This is a genomic window from Acinetobacter sp. YH12039, from assembly GCF_013420015.1.
Lineage (GTDB): Bacteria > Pseudomonadota > Gammaproteobacteria > Pseudomonadales > Moraxellaceae > Acinetobacter > Acinetobacter amyesii.
On the sequence record NZ_VOZA01000035.1, the window covers coordinates 1 to 20,373 of the forward strand.

Consider the following 20,373-nt stretch of genomic DNA (forward strand, 5'->3'; position numbering starts at 1 on the left):
ATAATCATCGAAGAATTCAAAAGGGTTTGGGTTTTAAGACACCAAATCAAATGGCCGAAGACTTTTATAAGTTGGCTGCCTAGAATCTCCCAAGGGAAAGTCTCCTGATAATTCAGCGTATATCAAAACGTGTAAACTAATGAAACAAATAATATTTCCATTATTACTATCAATCCTTCCACTTTCAGCTTGTGGAAATTCAAGTGAAACAGCCTCCCCTGCACAAAGCTCAACAACTAGAGCTGATGCTGAGCTTTCTCCAGAAAGTAAAGAAATCATCAATGAATATAATCAGATACTAATTCAATCTCAAAGTGAGTTGGACCCTCAAAAAACCAATCAAAAGCTTAAAAAAAATTCTACCTAAAATTTCTAAAATTAACTCAGAGAATGAACGAAATAACCTTTTACTAAACATCAATATGCGTCTTAGCAATTATGAAGAAGCCTTTGCTATTACAAATACAATTTTAGAAAAAAAAGAAACAACCAATATGAAAAATTTTCAATGTTTACTCATTGAAGTTTTAAACAAACCAAAAAAGGATATTGAAGACTGTTATTTATACAACGCTAATTTATATAAAAAACAGTTAGATAATATGCCCAAAATGATCTCTATTACGACCAAACAGAATGGGCTTACTATGCGAGCTTATTCCATGCAGGTAAAACAGAATATAAATCTAAATTAAAGCAGCTTGTGGACTCAAAAAAAGCTCCAGAAGACAAAGAAATATATGAGTCGCTCTATGAAAATAGAAACTATTCCTGACGGTAGAAAATCTATCTTAAATAATTACAAATCCCAAATGTAATGCAAAAAAACCAGCCCATGGTTGGTTTACAACATTATTAATATATATGCAAAGCTGCCAACCCTCATTTCACATCAAATCTGGCATCAATTTCTGCGCGCTCGGTATTTCTCATATCAATTCAAGAAGCACCATATATATACCTACTAATAATCAAATTTAGCCTACAATCCTAAATTTAGTACCCTGTATATCGAATATAAAAAGCTGCACCATGTCCAATAAATCCGTGACACTTGATGCGTCATCGAACCACAAAGCCGCTCAATGCGGCTTTTGTTATTTTATAGATTTTGAAGTGGAAGGTATTCCCTCTAAATTCACTTAAATTTAAGTAGTCAAAAACCACATTTAATCATCAATCACATCAGCAAAGTTTGCGCCCAAAACTTTTGCTAAATCTTCGGGTTTTAAACCAATATCCAAACCACGCTTACCACCACTCACATAGATTTTAGCTAAGTGCTGTGCAGAAGCATCGATCACAGTTTTTAAGCGTTTTTTCTGTCCAACTGGACTAATACCACCTACCAAATATCCGGTTAAACGCTCTGCATCTTTTGGGTCAGCCATTTTGAGTTTTTTACAGCCAAATGCTGTGGCCACTTTTTTCAAATTCAGCTGAAACTCCACAGGCAATACGGCAACAAAGTAATTTTTATCGTCCGTAACCATCAAGGTTTTAAACACTTCTTCGACGGTTAAACCAAGTTTTTCCGCAGCTTCTAAACCAAAACTTTTTGCTTCTGGGTCATGATCATACTCATGAATTGTAAAGTCGATTTTATTAGATTTTAAGAGTTTACATGCAGGTGTCATTGCTTTTTCGTCATTCCATTCGGACAACTAAGAAAACTCGATTATAAGCCTATTCTCGAAAGACCGGCGAAGACTTTTATATTTTTCAAGTACACGACTTGTGTAATAAGTTTGAGTTGAATACATTTAAACAAAGCAAAAATTTTAAAAAATATGACAACACTGACTCAAGACCTCATCCAATTATTATCTGTAGTGCCCAAAGATCAGGGCTACTTTTTGGCACAGAGCAAACCTCTGTTTAGTGACCATATTTTTGGCGGACAATTACTTGGTCAGAGCATAATCAGTGCATCCTATACCTGCACACTCCCACTTCACTCTTTACATGCCAACTTTATTTCTGCGGGTCTTGCAAATCATCCCGTATTATTTAAAGTCGAAAATTTACGTGATAGCCATAGTTTTTCCACTCGACAAGTGACCGCCATACAGCATGGCAAACCAATATATATGGTGATGTTGTCCTATATGAATAACGAAATGGGTATGGAGTATCAAATACCTGAACCAGATCTGATCCCACAGTTTCCACCAATTATGCTCAAAGAAGAGCAATTCTATAAATCGCAAATCCAATCATCTATTTCACCTGAATATCTGGCCACATTTTTACAGCCTTTTCAGCTTATATCTAAACCAATTGAATACGTGCTGACAGATTTGCCACCGTCCGGTCAAACTTCTGTCTTAAATCAAAATCAATATGCAGAATATTTAAAACTCCATGATGCCTTGGATGCACAATTTGACCAACTTCATATACATCAGGCCATTGCAGCATACTATTCAGACTATAATTTATATTCTGCGGCGCTCAAAACACATGGTTTAAATTATCTGTCTCCTGAACTCATCGCAACTAGTCTTGATCATTCGATGTATTTTCATCATACCTTTAGGGTAGATAATTGGGTATTCTATGACATGAATACTACCCGAACCTATCAATCACGTGGGCTTACTCATGGGCAAATGTGGCAAGATGGAAAATTAGTCGCAAGTACTACACAAGAAAATTTAATGCGTTATACAGGCGAATCGTGAGGCCTGTGACAATCTTTAACATTCAAATTCTTGTTAAGTTAAGCATCAAGCGTATAAAATTCATGCAAATCATACCGCTATAACAATAATATGCCTTCGATCTACCAACTTAAACCTGCATTTCAAAACCTGCTTCGACCTTTGGTTAAATCACTTCATCATCTTGGTATTACAGCAAATCAAGTAACACTACTGGCAATGTTCATTTCGCTAGCTGTGGCATTTTTTATTTATATCTATTTTTCTCACAACGGTATTGGCATTTTACTGTTGATTTTCCCCGTGTGGATGCTTATTCGAATGGGCTTCAATGCCATAGATGGCATGCTGGCACGTGAGTTCAACCAACAATCCAAACTCGGTGCTTTTTATAATGAATTATGTGATGTGATTTCCGACTCAGCACTCTATTTTAGTTTAATTTGTTTTGCTTTTATTCAAGCTGAATTACTTATTTTAACCTGTTTTCTCGCCATACTTGCCGAATATACCGGTGTGATGGCGCCATTAGTGGGGCAAGAACGTCGTTACGATGGTCCAATGGGAAAAAGTGACCGCGCTTTTGTATTTAGCATCATCTGCGTCATCATCGTGACCTCTTCTATATTGAATGTTGGCTTAAATACATTGTCTCTTATCTGCAATAGTATTTTGATTATTACCATCTTTTTATTATTTATTACGATTTATAACCGCATTAAAAATAGCATTATCAACCCACAATAAATTTCAGTTTAGAGCGTCAGTCGATTCATTATTTTGAGAACAACACAATGTATAACAATACTCAGCATACCTTTACGAGCCATGATGGAACATCCTTGTTTTATCAACATTGGGAAAATAGCAGTTTAAAAAGCAACCGTAAGAAAAAAGCGGTGATCTTATTTCATCGTGGCCATGAACATTCGGGACGAATGGCGCATTTGGTCAATGAATTGAATTTGCCTGATTTTGATTTTTTCGCTTGGGATGCGCGAGGTCACGGTAATACTCCTGGTGAACGAGGAGATGCACCGAGCTTTTCTGCATGCGTTCAAGACATTCAATATTTTGTTCAGCATATAGAACAAAATTACCAAATTCGATCAGAAAATATAGCAATTGTAGCTCAAAGCGTTGGCGCTGTTTTAGCCGCGACATGGGTGCATGATTATGCCCCTAAAATTCGTGCTTTATGCCTTGCCTCGCCTGCATTTGACATCAAACTCTATGTGCCTTTTGCAAAACCTGGCTTAACACTTCTCAATAAATTCGCTGGCAACTTTTTTATTAATAGTTATGTCAAAGCCAAAATGCTGACGCACGATACTGCACGTGCGCAGAGTTATGACACTGACCCGCAAATCGCTCGGGCCATATCGGTCCGTATGCTGCTGGGTCTATATGCAGCCTCAGATCGAATCGTTAAAGATGCACAAAATATTTTTGTTCCTACTCAAGTCTTATGTTCAGGATCTGACTTCGTGGTGCATCAAAAACCACAATTGGCGTTTTATCAAAAACTCCCACATCCAATGAAGGAATTTCACGTCTTAGATGGTTTTTATCATGATACTTTGGGTGAAAAACATCGCAAAATCGCCACAGATAAAATCCATCGCTTTATTCAACAATGTTTTAAACAACCCTATTCCGCACCTAAACTTTTAGATGCCGATAAAATTGGCCCGAGCTGTGCTGTAGCAGAAACCTTAAGTTCAACGCTTCCAAAGCATTCTTTAAAACATGCATTTTGGAGCTTAACCAAACAAAATCTTAAAATTGGTAGTCTCTTTTCCAAGGGTTTAAAAATTGGTGAAGAGACAGGATATGACTCCGGCAGTACCTTAGATTTTGTCTACAGAGATAAATCAGAAAGCCAAAATGCACTGGGTAAAATCATCGATCGACAATATTTAAATGCGATTGGTTGGCGTGGTATTCGCGTTAGAAAACAAAATATTGAAGCGCTATTAACGAAATATGCTTCTAAGTTACATGATGACCAACACGCGGTACGGATTATGGATATTGCTGCAGGCCATGGCCGATATATTTTAGATGCTGTACAAAAACTGCCTGAGCAGCCTGAATCCATCCTGCTTAGAGACTATAGCTCGATCAATGTACAAGCAGGTCAAGCAATGATTGAGCAAAGAGGTTTAAGCCAGATTGCCAATTTTGTAGAAGCGGATGCCTTTGATGCCACTTCATTAGCCAGTGTTGAACCTAAACCCACTCTAGCCGTGGTCTCAGGTTTATACGAATTATTTAGTGATAATGATTTACTCAGACAGTCCTTATCCGGCTTATGTCAGGCCATTGAGAAAGATGGGTATCTCATCTACACAGGTCAAATTTGGCATCCGCAACAAGAGTTTATTGCCCGTGCTCTGACCTCACATCGCCAAGGAGATGCATGGGTGATGCGTTTACGCTCACAAGCAGAAATGGATGCATTAGTTGAGCAAGCTGGTTTCAAAAAAATCGATCAAGTTATTGATGAGTTTGGTATTTTCACCGTTTCCGTTGCACAAAAAATTTAAGCTTGGACGGTCAATCTTATGCATAAACTGGATACTGAAAAAGGAACTTGGAAATACGGCCTACTGTGTTTGGCATTTCTGGCACCTTTTTTCTTCTTAAGTTATGGTTTTGCCAATCAATACGCTGCGGGCTTAGCTTCCGTACCTGTTATCGTCTTTGAATGGGAAAAATATATTCCACTTTGGCCATGGAGTATTGTGCCGTATTGGTCGATTGATCTGTTCTATGGTTTGTCTTTATTACTTTGTTGGAATAAGTTTGAATTAAAACAACATGTACTGCGACTATTTTCGGCACAAATCCTTTCAATCAGCTGCTTTTTACTTTTCCCGCTACGTTTTAGCTTTGAGCGCCCCGAACTCACAGGTTTTTTCGGGCTGTGGTTTGATGTCTTGATGGGCTTTGATAAACCGTTTAATCAAGCACCCTCTCTGCATATTGTGCTACTGGTGATACTTTGGGATTTTTTCCGTCGGCATAGCACAGGTAAGCTAAAATATCTGGTAGATGGTTGGTCCTTTTTGATCGGTCTCTCAGTTCTAACCACTTGGCAGCACCATTTTATAGATATTCCAACAGGTTTATTGGTCGGTGCCTTATGTTTATGGCTATTCCCGATGGCCAGTCCTGCACCATGGGCTCAAAACAGCCAGAGTCGGCTAAGCTTAAAGCACATTAAAATCGGCATCCTTTATCTGTTTGCTGCCTTATTGTGTAGCGCAATCGCACATGCAAAAGGTTGGTGGCTTTGGCTGCTCTATCCTGCAAGCAGTCTGCTTTTAGTTTCGTTTGCATATTTATTCAATCGACCCCATTTTTTTCAAAAACTCAGTCATGGTGATATGACCATTGCTGCAAAAATATTGTTTGCGCCATACTTTGTATTTGCTTGGATCAATAGCCGAATCTGGACTTATCGCCATCCTGAAGATTCTAAAATCATCAAAATCAATCAGAGTTATATTTATTTAGGTCGCTATCCGTCCAAACAGGTCTTGCAACAATATGATGCTTTACTCGATTGTTGTGCAGAATTGCCCACTTATCCAAAGTGCTCATATGCCCAAAACTTGAGTTTAGACCTGATTCCTTTACAGGCCAATCAGCTGCATCATGCTGTAGAGTCTTTAGAACTATTATTGAACTCTAAAAAAAGTGATGAAGCACAAAACATCTTGGTCTTCTGTGCTTTGGGATATTCACGAAGTAGTGCTGTAGTTGCCGCATTATTATTGAAACAACATCCTGAATATTCAGTCGAAGATGTTTTACGGATTATTCGCCATAACCGTCCGTGGGTCGTGCTTAAAGCACCGCAAATAAAACATTTAAATACTTATCGTTTAAAACTTAAAGGACTTGCACCATGAATTTACAACTTGTGGTGCTGTCAAAGTTGTTGCAATCCACCACTGGATTGCTCATCTCAGCTTATGTAGCAGCGATCCTCACGCTCTGGCTCATCATCCAGTTTGGCAATGTAATGCTATTCGATTTGCTATATGTATTGATTTGTCTAGTTTTGCTCGGAATACAACATTATTTAAGCCTGAGAATCAAATTTGATTCGGCACTTTTAGCCACTGTCGCTGAATACAGCCAAACTCAAAACCTTGAACAAACCACCAAGGAGCTGGACTTAAGTTTAATCAACTTAAAATTAATGCCTGCAAATAAATGTGGTCGCGCATGGGAGCTGCGTGAATTAGGTTGTCTGGCTTTATTTAAATGGCAGATCTTTGTGCTTTGCTTGCAATACATCGCATTCATCTGCATATTTTTACTGTATAAATAATTCACAATAATTTGAAACCATGCCAAATCCATTAGACACTTCAGGGAATGCTCACTCACCAATGAAAGGTAATTTTTTAAGCCGTTCAATTGCTCGCTATATTGCCTTTCTCACTCGTCGTGGTGCGCGGCTGCTCACGGGTGCGCGGAGTCTCTGGGTCGGGTGCAAACCGGTTATGAAACAGCGTATTTATTATGCAAATCATAATAGCCATATCGACTTTATTTTACTTTGGTCATCACTGCCGACAGATCTCAGACGGAGGACCCGTCCTGTAGCGGCTTCGGATTATTGGTTAAAAGATGGCTTTCGACGTTTTCTCATTCAAGACACGTTTACTGGCGTCACTATTCAGCGAAATCGAGAGCAAAATCAAGACCCCTTAGAACCGATCAAAACCGTATTAGCTCAAGGTGACTCGATTATTTTCTTTCCTGAAGGCACTCGGAATTTAAATGATGACGTTGAATTATTAGCCTTTAAAAGCGGCTTATTTCATCTCAAAAATCAATTTCCTGATGTTGAAATCGTACCGGTATGGATCTCAAATTTAAAACGTGTCATGCCTAAAGGCGCGCTTATACCATTGCCATTATTATCTACCGTTATTTTTGGCAAACCTTTAGAAGCCCATAATGAACAGAGTAAAACTGAGTTTTTAAACTACGCTCAGGACGAATTACTCAAATTAAAAGCATTGGAGTATCAATAATGGAATTCACCAATGCGCAAATGACCTATGTATTGTTTGGTATCTTTGCGGTTATTTTGATTATTGCCTCAACCATTGGCTCAATACTAAAATTTAAAGCGGGTTATGCGCCGGCACCGGTCATCGACAATTTAAATGCGCGGATCAATGCATGGTGGGTCATGTTGTTGGTACTTGGTGTAGCAATTTCATTAGGCAAAATTGCCTTTGTGATCCTGTTTGCGTTGATTTCACTCTTTGCTTTACGTGAATTTATCAGCTTACTTCCAACCCGTCGCGGTGATTATCTTCCTTTATTGATCGCTTTTTATTTTGTCATCCCTTACCAGTATTACTTGGTGTATATCGACTGGTACGGGCTATATTCGATTTTTATTCCGCTGTATGTATTTCTTCTTATCCCTATCGCTACACTCAAAGCCGAAGATACCACGCGATTTTTAGAGCGCAGTTCAAAAATTCAATGGGGTCTGATGATCAGCGTATTCTGTATTTCGCATGTGCCTGCGCTATTAAACCTCAAACTTCCCGGATTTGAGGGTGAAAAAATTTGGCTAGCAATCTGGCTGATCATGGTGGTACAAGCCTCCGATGTCTTGCAATATGTCTGTGGCAAGCTATTTGGAAAGCACAAAGTCGCACCGATACTTTCACCATCTAAGACCGTAGAAGGATTAATCGGAGGCATTGCTTTAGCCACTGCATTAGGTGTTGCTATGTCATGGCTTACACCCTTTAGCTATCTACAGGCTGCATGTATTGGATTTATTGTTTGCATATTTGGCTTCTTTGGTGGTCTTGTCATGTCAGCCATTAAACGCGATCGTGGTGTAAAAGACTGGGGACAACTTATCCAAGGCCATGGTGGCATGCTCGACCGAATTGATTCAATCTGCTTTTCTGCACCGATTTTTTTCCACATTTTGCGCTATTGGTGGTCTTAAGAAATGACTAAGTTTCAAACAGAAAATTTGGGATTTTAAATGATGTTACGCACGTAGAATTAATTTTACATTTTAAAAATGATTTTTAAGTCTATGCGACGGAGTCTTACATCTAAGGATTGAATAAAGGTATTAGCCTTCGGCTGGAGATACTCTTACGAAGCGTTGTTTCTTATTCGGCAAAATGAGAAGCGTGCTTCATAAGGAAACAATCTTGCGGAGCATTGCTCCTCACCGTAAAAATAGTTCACTAGCGGCAAATTATTCAAAGAATCGCAGAAACATTTTTGATTACAATTAGTCCTGTCTCAAACAATTGCGGATGACGTTACCGTGTATCGTTCTTTTATTTGAATCAACGTGCGCTTCTGATGTTACTGCGTAGCATCGGTTAATAATACGCACAATAAAAAATCCCAAGCAAACAAGCTTGGGATTCTTCTTATCAGGTATTCGATTTAAATGTCTGAAATTGCAAACTTTTTAAAAATACTTGCACGACGTTTAGGATGAATATTGGCTTTAGTTAAATCGCCTTGGTAGTGATCATAGACACGTTTATCCATCATCTTAAACCAAATAGAGGGTACTAAAGCAGGAATTAGCATAGTGGCATAGCCGCTAGGCAACTCTGGCGCTTCATCAAAATGTCTTAAAGCCTGAAATGGACGAGTCGGATATGCATGATGGTCTGAATGTCGCTGTAATTGATACAAAAATAGATTGGTCACAATATTATTGTTATTCCAACTATGTTCAGGCATGGTGCGCGCATAGCTTCCATCCGGTTTTTGCTCACGCTTCAGGCCATAATGTTCAATATAATTAATAATTTCAAAAAGGCTGATTCCATAAAAGGCCTGTGTAACTAAATACGGTGTCACGCCTTTACCAAACATTTTCAGCATCGAGGCATGAAAACCTGCACTCATCGCCCAACCATGAAACAATTCATTTTCCTTCGAAAAGAAACTTAAACCTTTACGTTTTAAACGTTGTTTCTCAATCTGCACCGCCGATTTAATTCCACCAAATACAGTGCGTGGCCAAAACTCATAAAAGGTTTCGCCCATTTTTGAAGATGCAGGATCTTCAGGAGTTGCCGCACGTTTATGGTGTCCATATGGATGTTCTATACGGAAATGGCTATAACCTAATGGTGCGAGCGTCGCATGTGCCCAGTAATGGTCTTTTTTATGTGGTCGATGGCAGAGTTCATGTGCTGTATTTACACCGACGCCATTAATTGCACCCATCGAAATCCCAAGTAGAACTTGATCTAATATTGAAACATCTTTACGGGTAACCACATAGCCAGCAAAAGCATTCGCTGCCATTTGCAGTAGAATAAATAATTTGACGATACGATCATAATAAGGATCATTTACTAAAACTTTAATGTCATCATCTGTCGGGTTATTGGCATCATCACCGATCAGTGCATCCAGTGCAGGAATAATGACATGCAATAGAAGCGGCCCGCCCATGGCAAATAGTTTTTTTGTCGGTTTTGGACCAAAATGATAACCCGCCAAGATCCCCATACCAATGACAGGTAAACCTGGACTCAATAGCCAACCATAACGTTTTTTATCTAAAACACTACCGATTTTGCTTTCTAACTGAGCGAGCTGCTGTTCATTTAATTTTACTGGTGCATTCATGCGCTAGACTTCCCTAATTACTTCTTCTGTGTTTATATTCGTAAAATATGGGCAGCCAGAACAGTTTTAAGCGTCCAAAAAAACTATGTGATCGTCTTTGGCATTTAAGGATAAATGTTGACCTTTAAGCACATAGTGACCATCTATAAATACAAAATTAATATGAGTAAATATTTGAAATATGGATGCTTTAAGTAAAATTTTTGATGATATCCATCTCCACCGATCTGAATATATTTATTTGAGATCAAAGCATCCTTGGGCTTTTCATTTTCAAGATCACAATGCCATGGTTGCGTATGTGGTGATTCAAGGTCAGTGTGTTGTGCATATCGATCAAGAGCAGGTCTTACTTGAAGCTGGCGATCTTTGCCTTATTCCCTCAGGGCAAAACCATCACTGCAAATCTATACAGTCTGATGTCTTGGTCGAATCAGTGAACATCACGCCACTGTTTCAAGAGCAACGAAATAAAACCATTGAATTAAATTCTACCGAATCTCATGAAGCAGAAGAATTATTTGTACTGGCGATCCGTGGGCATGTCGACAGCATTATGGCAAAGCCCTTAGTGAATGCACTCCCCACGCTGTTACATACACCACATATCATGAGCAGTACCGCACTTGAATGGTTGCAAATTGGCTTACATTTTCTGGCCGTTGAAGCGCATCAGATCCGTCCAGGCCTCGACAAAATTTTGGATCATTTGGTGAGTATTTTATTTATCGAATGTGTGCGTGATTATATTGCAGCCTTGTCAGATTCAAGCAGTTGGTTGCATGCCTTGAGTCATCCTGAATTATCCAATGCTTTGGCCGCGATTCACGAACAACCCCAGCAAGCTTGGACTGTCGAAAGTTTGGCAGAACAATGCTGCATGTCGCGTTCTAAATTTGCCAGTTTATTCACCCAAATGCTCGGTGAATCACCACTCGCCTATTTGCAGCAACATCGTTTGCGACTGGCGACACAGCACTTACAAATGGGGCAACTGACTATTCAGCAAATTGCCCATCGTATCGGCTACTCATCTGAAACGGCATTTAGCCAAACTTTTAAAAAGTTTTATGATCTAACACCGAGCCAGTATCGACAGCAGCATCAACTCGCAAAAACTGAGTCACCTTAAAGGTTTAATCTAAAAGCTTTAAAATCGCTTCCACAGGGTTTTCACTGTTACCTGAAAGCAGTTGTTTATGCATGGTGATGTGCTGCATCACTTGAATTTGCGATTTTTCAACATCCATCAAGCTTTCAATTTCTGCTGCTAATTTTTCAGGTGTTGCATCATGTTGAATAAGTTCCTGAATCACCTTTTTGCCCGCAATAATATTTGGCAATGAATAATACGGAATTTTGATCAGCAATTTCACCACATGGTAGGTCAGCCAATTTAACTTATAAAAAGTCACCATTGGACGATGTAAAAGCATCGCTTCTAAAGTCGCTGTACCCGAAGCCAAAGCGACAATATTCGATGCGTTCATCACCTGACGGCCAATTTTAGATTCGGTATCGGTGTTTTCCATCAAGCGAACTTTGGCTTGTAATGTTTTAGGGTACTGCTTGAGCAACAATTCGATTTGCTGTTTACGTGCATCATTGATTGCAGGAATCAGGAACACATAGTCTGGATGCTGCTCCGTCAAAATCTGTGCGGCAGACAGTACCAAAGGCCCTAAGCGCTCAATTTCACCGCGACGGCTGCCCGGAAGTAATGCAATGTGTTTTTGATGCTCATCTAAGCCTAACTCGTGTTTAGCCGCAACGAGTGGATTATCTAAAGGCAACTGACTTGCCAATGGATGTCCGACAAATGCAGCCGGAACTTGCCATTTTTGGAAAAACGCTTTTTCGAAAGGAAATAAGCAAAGGACTAAATCAATACTTGCTTTAATGCCATGTACACGCCCTTGACGCCACGCCCACACTGAAGGGCTAACATATTGTACTGTTTTAATTGGTAGCTGTTTTTGCTTTAAGCTCTTAGATAAACGCAAATTAAAATCCGGCGCATCAATCCCCACAAAAACATCGACAGGATTTTCAGTCCATTTTTCAACCAGACCATCGCGTACAGCAAAGAGTTTTTTAATATCTTTTAAGACCTCAACAATCCCCATTACCGATAAAATATCCATCGGATAATAGCTATTAAAACCTTCTGCAATCATTTGCGGACCGCCGATGCCTTCAAATTCCGCATCAATCCCTTGCTCTCGAAAACTGCGGATAAGCTTGGCGCCTAATGTATCCCCGGATACTTCCCCAACCACGATGCCAATTTTCAGTTTCCGATTTTGCAAAAGTCTGTCCTTTTAACTCAATGTTCTTTAGCTATAGATTCTATACGAGTCCTTCACAAAGTTAATAGATTTCCAAAAAAAAGCTGCACGTCTTTAATTCAACATTTTAGGAATATTCATCACTGCTATTTAGCTGCTGATTAAAATTTTTCCGCCAATGGTTCGGATTTGTACCGTATTTATTCTTAAACAATTTACGAAATAGCACTGCGGTATTAAAACCTGCGCTTTCCGCAATTTTATCAATCGAATAATCTGTCACTTCAAGCAATTCAGCCGCATATCGCAGTCTTTCATTGTTTAACCAAGTGACAATAGGTAGTCCTGTCGCATGTTTAAAATGTCTGGTCAGTGTCCTTCTACTCATATTGGAATAATCGGCAAGTTCTTCAATAGTGTGCGGTTTCGACAGGTTATGCCGTAAATAATCGAGTAAACGATTGATCTCCGTATCGTAAGTCATCGTAGAAATTGGCTGCTCAATAAATTGCGCCTGTCCGCCTTCACGATGGGTTGGAATTACCATCAATCTCGATATTTTATTGGCAATTTTTGCCCCGTAGATTTCCCCGACTATGTATAAACAACAATCTAAAGCAGCCCCCGTACCTGCGGAAGTAATGATGCCTGCATCTTCAATATATAAAGCATCTTTATCTAAGTTCACACATGGAAATTTTTGCTTAAAATCGGCACTGCCAGCCCAATGTGTCGTGACCTGTTTGTGGTCAAGTAACCCAGCATACGCCAATGGATATGCGCCATAGCAAAGGCCTGCAATCTTGATTCCCTTTTCATGTACCTTTTGTAAGGCTGTCATCAGCTCATGATCTGGCTTTTGATGGATATCATTCCACCCCGGAATAATTACAAGGTCAGCATCAAGCATCTGCTCTAAGCCGCCATCAGCCTGAATCATGACCGTCTTTTCAGTACGGACGGGCATTCCATCAACCGAAAACGTCGTTACTTCAAATAATTTCTGTCCCTCTATTTCAATATTAAATATGGTTTGCGGGACTGAAAAATGAAACAGCGGAATATTTGGATATATAAACAACGCAATTTTAGGTATAGACATCACGTGGCTATTCATAAATAAAGCCATTATACCATTTGGCCTAATAGTTTCTATTTATGTCTTTAAGGACAATATATTTAAAGCATTTATTTCCCAATAATAAAGTCATCTTTGTTATACGAATGCTTTTTATGAAAACATTTTTAAGCTATACGTTTTTAGCGACTGCTTTGGTTATCGGCTCTGCTTCGGCATGGGCAAATCAAGACAAAGTCCGTGATATTTCTAAAATCACTCAAGTTCAAGAAATACGCAATGCGACGGTCAAAATCAGCTATACAGATACGACCTTTTTAGTAGATCCGATGTTTGCACCCAAAGGGTTCTATGAAGGGTTTCCAAATACACATCGGAGTTATTTACGTAATCCATTGGTGGATTTACCGCTTAAAGCCGAAACCATTTTGGCGAATGTCGATGCCGTGATCATTACCCATACTCATCTCGACCATTGGGATGATGCTGCGCAAGCGGCGATTCCTAAAACGCTGCCGATCTTTGTCCAAAACAGTCAAGATCAAAAGACCATCCAATCCCAAGGCTTTAAAGATGTACGCGTATTAACGAAAACCACATTTAAAGGCGTGACGTTAACCAAAACTGGTGGACAACACGGTACGGATGCCATGTATCGTGTCCCGGAGCTGAAAAAAGGCTTAGGTGAAGCCATGGGGATCATTTTTGAAGCCTCAGGACATGAAACCATTTATTTGGCGGGTGACACGATATGGCGCCCTGAAGTGGATCAAGCCATTCAAAGCTCCCAACCTGATGTGATTATTTTGAATACAGGCAACGCCTTAGTCGATGGATTTAAAGAGTCGATTATTATGGGCAAAGAAGACACCTTACGCGCTGTGCAACAATCACCGAAAGCTAAAATTGTCGCTGTGCATATGGACGCCATTAACCACATGTCGTTAACGCGTGAACAACTGGCAGCCTATGTAAAAGCTCAAAATATTCAGGATAAAGTGTTGATTCCTTTAGATGGCGAAACCTTATCTTTTTAAGGCATATTAGTCTTTGCAGCAGTGGACTTTATGTTCACTGCTGCATATATCGATAAATATCAAATCGAAAGCTAGGATGATAAAACTTAGTGTGTTTTGAGTGATTGGAAATCCACTTCAGATATTCAAAGCCTTGTATTCAAAATATATGATTTCACTGCAGCATAATCTCCATTTGAACTATTAACTACTTGAGAAAACCATAATCAATAACTTAGTTTAGATAAAATTCATTTATTTCAAAATTAAAGACATTCTTTATCTATTTTTTTCACAAGCAAATCACTAATCGAGACAACGACTTATATCAATTAGTCATAAGATATGCACGTTTTTTGATATTTGGCATTCAGCGATGGTCGGTCCTTTAGAGTTCATTCTGGCAGGTGTAATTGTAGGTTTCTGCGTAGGTATTACCGGTGTTGGCGGTGGTTCATTGATGACCCCGATCCTGATTAGCCTGTATAAAATTGAACCTCATATTGCGATTGGCACAGACTTACTATATGCCGCAATTTCAAAATTTTGTGGTTCTTTAGTCCATGCCCGTAAAATGAATATTGTATGGACCATTGTTATTTGGCTTGCAGTCGGCAGTATCCCTGCGTCTTTTGCGACCCATTGGGTACTGGAAAACTATCTGAGCCAATCGACACATTACAAAACGGTATTAACCATGTTTTTGGGTTTTATGCTGACGATTACTGGGATCTCAATTATTTTCCGTGGTCATATCGAAAAATTCTTTAATAAATTTCGAAAAACTGATCAGTTGGATGATATGAGTGCGGATCTTGAACGTATCAATTTCCAAGCTAAAAATAAGCGTGCATATATCATCATCATGGGGATTATTTTAGGCGTATTCGTTACCCTATCGTCTGTTGGTGCAGGTGCCTTCGGTATTATGGCTTTGGTGCTTATGTTCCCGAACTTACCGATGATTCGTATTATCGGCTCTGACGTCGTACATGCCGTGCTTCTTACACTGGTTGCAGGCTTGGGTCATATGAGCTCAGGTAATGTCGATTTTCATTTATTGGGTTGGTTATTGGTGGGTTCTATTCCAGCGATTGTTGTCGGAACTTTGATCAGCTCACGTTTACCTGAAAAAGTCATTCGTAAAGTCTTAGGCATTACCTTGTTTGTTTTAGGCATGAATTTCATCATTAATCCAGTAAAATCAAAACCTGTCGAAAAACCAACAACTGCAATGTTGATCGCACCGACGGTGAATAGTCAGCAGGTTTAAATTAACTGCCCGATTCATCACTTTTTTTTCAGAGACTTATTGATCTTTTTTATAACATTTGAATGCTATATTCATGTTATATTCGGCTCACGAAACAACCTTTTGTATAATCAAACCAGTGACGGCAATGAATACTTTACAGTCAAATTCTATTACCCAAAACGACATTGATGACGTGAATGTAAAAAGCATTCAGCCTCTTGTTACTCCTGCAGAACTAAAAAAAGAGCTACCTCTGACTGAAACTGCCTATCAAACAGTCCTTAAGGGCCGTGAAACTGTACGTAATATTTTAGATGGAAATGACAAACGTCTTTTTGTTGTCATTGGTCCATGTTCAATTCACGACACAGTCGCTGCACATGATTATGCTGACCGTTTAAAAGTTTTAAGTGACAAAATACAAGATACGATTTATGTCGTGATGCGAGTGTATTTTGAAAAACCACGTACCACTGTAGGTTGGAAAGGTCTAATTAATGACCCAGACATGAACGACTCTTTCAACATCGAAAAAGGCTTACGTATTGGTCGTAAACTTTTACTTGAATTGAATGAAAAAGGTTTGCCTTGTGCAACTGAAGCGCTCGATCCAAACTCACCACAGTACTACCAAGATCTTATCTCTTGGTCAGCGATTGGTGCGCGTACCACTGAAAGCCAAACACATCGTGAAATGTCTTCTGGCCTTTCTTCACCAGTTGGCTTTAAAAATGGTACAGATGGCGGTTTAACCGTTGCGACCAATGCCATGCAATCTGTTAAACATGGTCATAGCTTCTTGGGCTTAAGCGACCAAGGTCAAGTTTCAGTTATTCGTACCAGTGGTAACCCTTATGCACACGTTGTACTTCGTGGCGGTAACGGTAAACCAAACTACGACGCAGGTTCTGTTGCAGATGCCGAAGCGGCATTAGCCAAAGCAAAAGTTAGTGGCAAAATCATGATTGATACCAGTCATGCAAACTCAAACAAAGACCCGTACCTACAACCCCTTGTTCTGAAAAATATTACTGAACAAATCCTTGACGGAAACAAGTCAATCGTGGGTATTATGGTAGAAAGTCACTTAAAAGGTGGTCGTCAGGATATTCCTGCCAACCTCTGTGACCTCGAATATGGTAAATCAGTGACTGATGGCTGTATCGATTGGGATACGACTGAAAAAGTCTTGTTAGAGATGCATGAAGCACTTAAAGACGTGTTACCGACACGCTAAGTGAATGAAAAACGCCATCTTCGAGATGGCGTTTTACTTTGAAGGATTATTTGTCAGATGAATGAAATCGAAAATGCGTTAAGTCACATTGAAAACTTCCAATATATACATGAACACTTATTAACGTCCGGTCAACCATCTCCTTCTGAGCTTCAAACGATCAAAGAATATGGTGTTTCAACGGTTATCAATTTAGCACTGACCGATGCATCCAATCATATCGAGCATGAAGACCGCATTTGCCTAGATCTAGGCCTGAACTACATCCAAGTTCCGATCTCTTGGGATACCCCTTCAGATGACCAATGCCTATTAGTACTCGATATGATTGACCATTTGGTTCAAGGTCAAACGGTTTGGCTGCACTGTGCGAAAAACTTCCGTGTCAGCAGTTTGATGTATTTATATCGTCAATACTATATGGATGTTGATGTGCCAAAGGCTCAAGAATTTATGCATCAAATTTGGGAACCTAATGAAACATGGACAGGTTTAATCCATGCGGTTGCCTTACAACTCCAAGGCCGTAAAGCAACTCAAGATTTACAACATGCGCTGATCCATCCAGATCATTTTGCGTGAGAAATTAGTATTGTTGCAGTAGAAAGAATACCTTCTTGGCGACCGGTAAACCCTAATTTTTCGGTGGTGGTCGCTTTGATGCTAATTTGTGTGACTTCAACATCCATAACATCTGCAATGCTTTGACGCATTTCTAAATTATGTTTTGCTAGTTTAGGGCGCTCACAAGCTACGGTAATATCAGCATTATTAAGTACATATCCACGATCTAAAATCAGTTGGTAGACGTGTTTTAAAAGTACTCGACTATCGGCACCTTTAAATTTAGGATCTGTATCTGGAAAATGCTGACCAATATCTCCAAGTGCCAAAGCACCTAATAATGCATCACAAAGCGCATGTAGTACTACATCACCGTCTGAATGTGCTTTGAGTCCATGTGTATGTGGAATTTGAACACCAGCAAGCGTTACAAAGTCACCTTCTTCAAATGCATGCACATCCATGCCCTGACCGATACGAATTTGAGCTATCATGCTTGAGTTCCTTGAGAAAATAATGATTGAAATCTTGTATTCACGCTTTCTATTTCGCTATAGTGTGGGCAAGCGCAACATAGTGAAAGTATAAGCGATCATGCTGTTGAAAACTGAAATAAATATCATCAAAAAATTCGGACTGGTTCTGCTAATAGGTTCTGGCCTAGCGACGTTTACGCATGCAGAAAAGATTGACTGTGATCAGGCCAATACTCAGGCAAAAAAAAATTACTGTTCTGACGGTTTTGAAGAACAACGTGAAAAGCTAGATGGGCTTTTTTTAACGGCACAGTTGATTACCGATGCCCCAGTACGCTTGCTGATAGATACGCAAAAATTATGGTATAGCCGAGTTCAGCAATGCAAAAACTTGGAGTGTTTTAAACAACAATTTGAGCTTCGCCATGAAGATTTGAATATTTATACCTCGATGAACCAAAGTTTAACGCAGCATTATCTGAAATTTGAAAATGGTCATTTTGCGACATCACCTGTACATTTAAAGGTACATCAACTGGGCAAAGACAGCATCAAAATTGAAGGCATTGCCTATCGTAATCCTAACAATCGAGTCGAAACACAAACCATCCCATTTTTAGCTTACACAACACCCGAACAAAAAAATCAAATCACCGATAATGAACACGACTGCAAATATCAGTTCAATTACAGTAAAGCCTTACTCTCAGTAAAAACTGAACAAAAAGGCTGTGAACGTTTTGCAGGGATTTATCGTTTATATGATTAAGATCAAATTCGAATGACTTAGAAAAATACAAAAAAGCCTCAACATTGAGGCTTTTTTGATGTCTAAAATATGTCAGTTAAATCGGATGTGTTTGCTGCACTTGCTGGCTAATCATTGCAGCTGTTGCCGCAGACAAGGTCCATCCAAGGTGACCATGCCCTGTATTATAGAAAATATGATCTCGCTTACCTGCATGTACTACAGGCATCATATTGGGCATCATTGGTCGTAAACCCGCCCATGGCACCACATGTTCTGTTGATAGATTAAAGTTACGATTCGACCAATCAATTAAGGGCTGAATGCGATCTGCACGAATGTCTCGGTTATAGCCATTAAACTCTGCCGTGCCTGCAACACGTAGTCGATTTGCACCTAAGCGTGAAGTCACAATTTTGGCACTTTCATCCAACAGACTCACCCAAGGCGCATTGGTCTGACTTTGTTCATCATTTAAGTTTATGGTAATTGAATATCCTTTGACTGGATAGACATTTACACGGTCACCGAGTTTATGCGCAAGTTCATAACTGCCTACACCACCACAGACCACCACAGCATCTGCCTCAAGTAAGGTATTTGCATCAGGATGTTCCATATTTTCATCACTGGCTTTTAACTGAACATTGACACCTTTTGCATGATGTTCAAAGTCAGTCACCTCAAAGCCCCACATATATTTCACATCAAAGCGTTCTGTTGCTTTGGCAAGCTGCGTCGTAAATTTATGGATGTCGCCCGTGGCGTCCCCTGGGCAATAAAATCCACCATAGTATTCACCTGTCAGACTAGGCTCAATGTCACGGATTTCAGCTAATGTCACAGGATGACGCTCTAAGCCACCCTCACAGAGCATATTATTAACTTGAGTCGCCACCTCATAATCATGTTGATTATGAAAGAAATGTAAAATGCCGCGTTTTTCTAAATCAAACTGTAAGTTTTCATGCTCAGCTATTTCAAATAAGCGCTGACGTGCCATCAACGCTAGACGCACTGTCTCATGGGTATTTTCACGATAATCTTTAATATGCCCCATAAACTCAAAGAGCCATGAATATTTATGTAGGTTAAAACTTGGATTTAATAATAATGGTGCCGATTTTTGCGACATCCATTTGATGCCTTTCACCACCGTTGCTTTTTGGTTCCAGACTTCAGCATTACACGCTGATAATTGACCACCATTGGCAAACGACGTTTCCATCGCAGGATAAAGATGTTTATCGACTACAGTGACACGATAACCGAGTAATCCGAGTTCGTAAGCTGTCGTTACCCCAGTAATACCTGCACCAATCACAACAATATGACACATATAGGCTCCTTGGAAATTATATTTCCTATGTTCGCCCCATCTGT

General features: G+C 39.5%; 21 protein-coding genes. 15 read left to right on the forward strand and 6 right to left on the reverse strand.

The window, feature by feature from the left end; genetic code table 11:
• The first annotated feature begins 139 nt into the window (after window positions 1-139).
• Complete coding sequence (locus FTT98_RS12995) at window positions 140-367, forward strand: hypothetical protein (RefSeq protein WP_180177445.1); 228 nt, start codon at window positions 140-142, stop codon at window positions 365-367.
• 55 nt (window positions 368-422) lie between these two features.
• Entirely contained in the window at window positions 423-695 is a 273-nt protein-coding gene (locus FTT98_RS13000; protein ID WP_180177446.1) for a hypothetical protein, read from the forward strand.
• 474 nt (window positions 696-1,169) lie between these two features.
• Here FTT98_RS13000 and ybaK read toward each other — a convergent pair whose 3' ends face one another.
• Entirely contained in the window at window positions 1,170-1,637 is a 468-nt protein-coding gene (gene ybaK / locus FTT98_RS13005; RefSeq protein ID WP_180177459.1) for a Cys-tRNA(Pro) deacylase, read from the reverse strand.
• 153 nt (window positions 1,638-1,790) lie between these two features.
• Between ybaK and FTT98_RS13010 the strand changes: the two genes are divergently transcribed.
• The 7 genes from FTT98_RS13010 (at window position 1,791) to FTT98_RS13040 (ending at window position 8,664) form a co-directional block, all read left to right on the forward strand.
• A complete protein-coding gene (locus tag FTT98_RS13010; protein ID WP_180177447.1) occupies window positions 1,791-2,684 on the forward strand; it encodes an acyl-CoA thioesterase II in 894 nt (297 codons plus the stop codon).
• Between the two features lie 90 nt (window positions 2,685-2,774).
• Window positions 2,775-3,410: a CDP-alcohol phosphatidyltransferase family protein gene (locus FTT98_RS13015; protein WP_168378667.1), complete on the forward strand. Its 636-nt coding sequence runs from the start codon at window positions 2,775-2,777 to the stop codon at window positions 3,408-3,410.
• Window positions 3,411-3,457: 47 nt separating this feature from the next.
• The gene (locus FTT98_RS13020; RefSeq protein ID WP_180073643.1) at window positions 3,458-5,212 is read left to right on the forward strand and encodes a bifunctional alpha/beta hydrolase/class I SAM-dependent methyltransferase; all 1,755 of its coding nucleotides are present in this window, start codon (window positions 3,458-3,460) and stop codon (window positions 5,210-5,212) included.
• A gap of 18 nt (window positions 5,213-5,230) precedes the next feature.
• Window positions 5,231-6,583: a phosphatase PAP2/dual specificity phosphatase family protein gene (locus tag FTT98_RS13025; protein ID WP_180177448.1), complete on the forward strand. Its 1,353-nt coding sequence runs from the start codon at window positions 5,231-5,233 to the stop codon at window positions 6,581-6,583.
• Window positions 6,580-7,008: a hypothetical protein gene (locus tag FTT98_RS13030; protein WP_180177449.1), complete on the forward strand. Its 429-nt coding sequence runs from the start codon at window positions 6,580-6,582 to the stop codon at window positions 7,006-7,008. The genes FTT98_RS13025 and FTT98_RS13030 overlap by 4 nt, the downstream gene beginning before the upstream one ends.
• Window positions 7,009-7,069: 61 nt before the next feature.
• On the forward strand, window positions 7,070-7,720 hold the full coding sequence (locus FTT98_RS13035) for a 1-acyl-sn-glycerol-3-phosphate acyltransferase (protein WP_180007876.1): 651 nt from the start codon (window positions 7,070-7,072) through the stop codon (window positions 7,718-7,720).
• Window positions 7,720-8,664, forward strand: a complete 945-nt coding sequence (locus tag FTT98_RS13040; RefSeq protein WP_078191012.1) for a phosphatidate cytidylyltransferase — start codon at window positions 7,720-7,722, stop codon at window positions 8,662-8,664. Before FTT98_RS13035 ends, FTT98_RS13040 begins: the two co-directional genes overlap by 1 nt.
• A gap of 458 nt (window positions 8,665-9,122) precedes the next feature.
• Here FTT98_RS13040 and FTT98_RS13045 read toward each other — a convergent pair whose 3' ends face one another.
• Window positions 9,123-10,328 (reverse strand): alkane 1-monooxygenase, encoded by a 1,206-nt coding sequence (locus FTT98_RS13045; RefSeq protein ID WP_180049600.1) that lies wholly within the window; start codon window positions 10,326-10,328, stop codon window positions 9,123-9,125.
• 181 nt (window positions 10,329-10,509) lie between these two features.
• Between FTT98_RS13045 and FTT98_RS13050 the strand changes: the two genes are divergently transcribed.
• Window positions 10,510-11,460 (forward strand): AraC family transcriptional regulator, encoded by a 951-nt coding sequence (locus FTT98_RS13050; RefSeq protein WP_180177450.1) that lies wholly within the window; start codon window positions 10,510-10,512, stop codon window positions 11,458-11,460.
• Window positions 11,461-11,464: 4 nt separating this feature from the next.
• On the opposite strand, the gene lpxB is transcribed toward FTT98_RS13050, so the two are convergent.
• Both lpxB and FTT98_RS13060 read right to left on the reverse strand, forming a co-directional pair.
• Entirely contained in the window at window positions 11,465-12,637 is a 1,173-nt protein-coding gene (lpxB, locus tag FTT98_RS13055) for a lipid-A-disaccharide synthase (RefSeq protein ID WP_180041473.1), read from the reverse strand.
• A gap of 106 nt (window positions 12,638-12,743) precedes the next feature.
• Window positions 12,744-13,718: a GlxA family transcriptional regulator gene (locus FTT98_RS13060; RefSeq protein ID WP_180177451.1), complete on the reverse strand. Its 975-nt coding sequence runs from the start codon at window positions 13,716-13,718 to the stop codon at window positions 12,744-12,746.
• 131 nt (window positions 13,719-13,849) lie between these two features.
• Between FTT98_RS13060 and FTT98_RS13065 the strand changes: the two genes are divergently transcribed.
• The 4 genes from FTT98_RS13065 to FTT98_RS13080 all read left to right on the forward strand — a co-directional run bounded on the left by FTT98_RS13065 (window position 13,850) and on the right by FTT98_RS13080 (window position 17,784).
• Window positions 13,850-14,731 (forward strand): MBL fold metallo-hydrolase, encoded by an 882-nt coding sequence (locus FTT98_RS13065; protein WP_168378677.1) that lies wholly within the window; start codon window positions 13,850-13,852, stop codon window positions 14,729-14,731.
• Window positions 14,732-15,086: 355 nt separating this feature from the next.
• Complete coding sequence (locus FTT98_RS13070) at window positions 15,087-15,983, forward strand: sulfite exporter TauE/SafE family protein (RefSeq protein WP_078193863.1); 897 nt, start codon at window positions 15,087-15,089, stop codon at window positions 15,981-15,983.
• A gap of 127 nt (window positions 15,984-16,110) precedes the next feature.
• Complete coding sequence (locus tag FTT98_RS13075) at window positions 16,111-17,202, forward strand: 3-deoxy-7-phosphoheptulonate synthase (RefSeq protein WP_143221612.1); 1,092 nt, start codon at window positions 16,111-16,113, stop codon at window positions 17,200-17,202.
• Window positions 17,203-17,259: 57 nt separating this feature from the next.
• Window positions 17,260-17,784 carry a protein tyrosine phosphatase family protein gene (locus FTT98_RS13080; protein ID WP_180177452.1) on the forward strand — a complete coding sequence of 175 codons (525 nt, stop codon included), beginning with the start codon at window positions 17,260-17,262 and terminating at the stop codon, window positions 17,782-17,784.
• Here FTT98_RS13080 and ispF read toward each other — a convergent pair.
• Window positions 17,772-18,260: a 2-C-methyl-D-erythritol 2,4-cyclodiphosphate synthase gene (gene ispF, locus FTT98_RS13085; RefSeq protein ID WP_180177453.1), complete on the reverse strand. Its 489-nt coding sequence runs from the start codon at window positions 18,258-18,260 to the stop codon at window positions 17,772-17,774. The two genes, FTT98_RS13080 and ispF, sit on opposite strands and share 13 nt — an antisense overlap.
• A 100-nt stretch (window positions 18,261-18,360) precedes the next feature.
• Here ispF and FTT98_RS13090 point away from each other — a divergent pair, with 100 nt between their 5' ends.
• On the forward strand, window positions 18,361-19,011 hold the full coding sequence (locus FTT98_RS13090; protein WP_180109167.1) for a hypothetical protein: 651 nt from the start codon (window positions 18,361-18,363) through the stop codon (window positions 19,009-19,011).
• Between the two features lie 76 nt (window positions 19,012-19,087).
• Here the strand turns inward: FTT98_RS13090 and FTT98_RS13095 are convergent, their stop codons facing one another.
• Window positions 19,088-20,329: a D-amino acid dehydrogenase gene (locus tag FTT98_RS13095; RefSeq protein ID WP_180124039.1), complete on the reverse strand. Its 1,242-nt coding sequence runs from the start codon at window positions 20,327-20,329 to the stop codon at window positions 19,088-19,090.
• Window positions 20,330-20,373 lie beyond the last annotated feature (44 nt).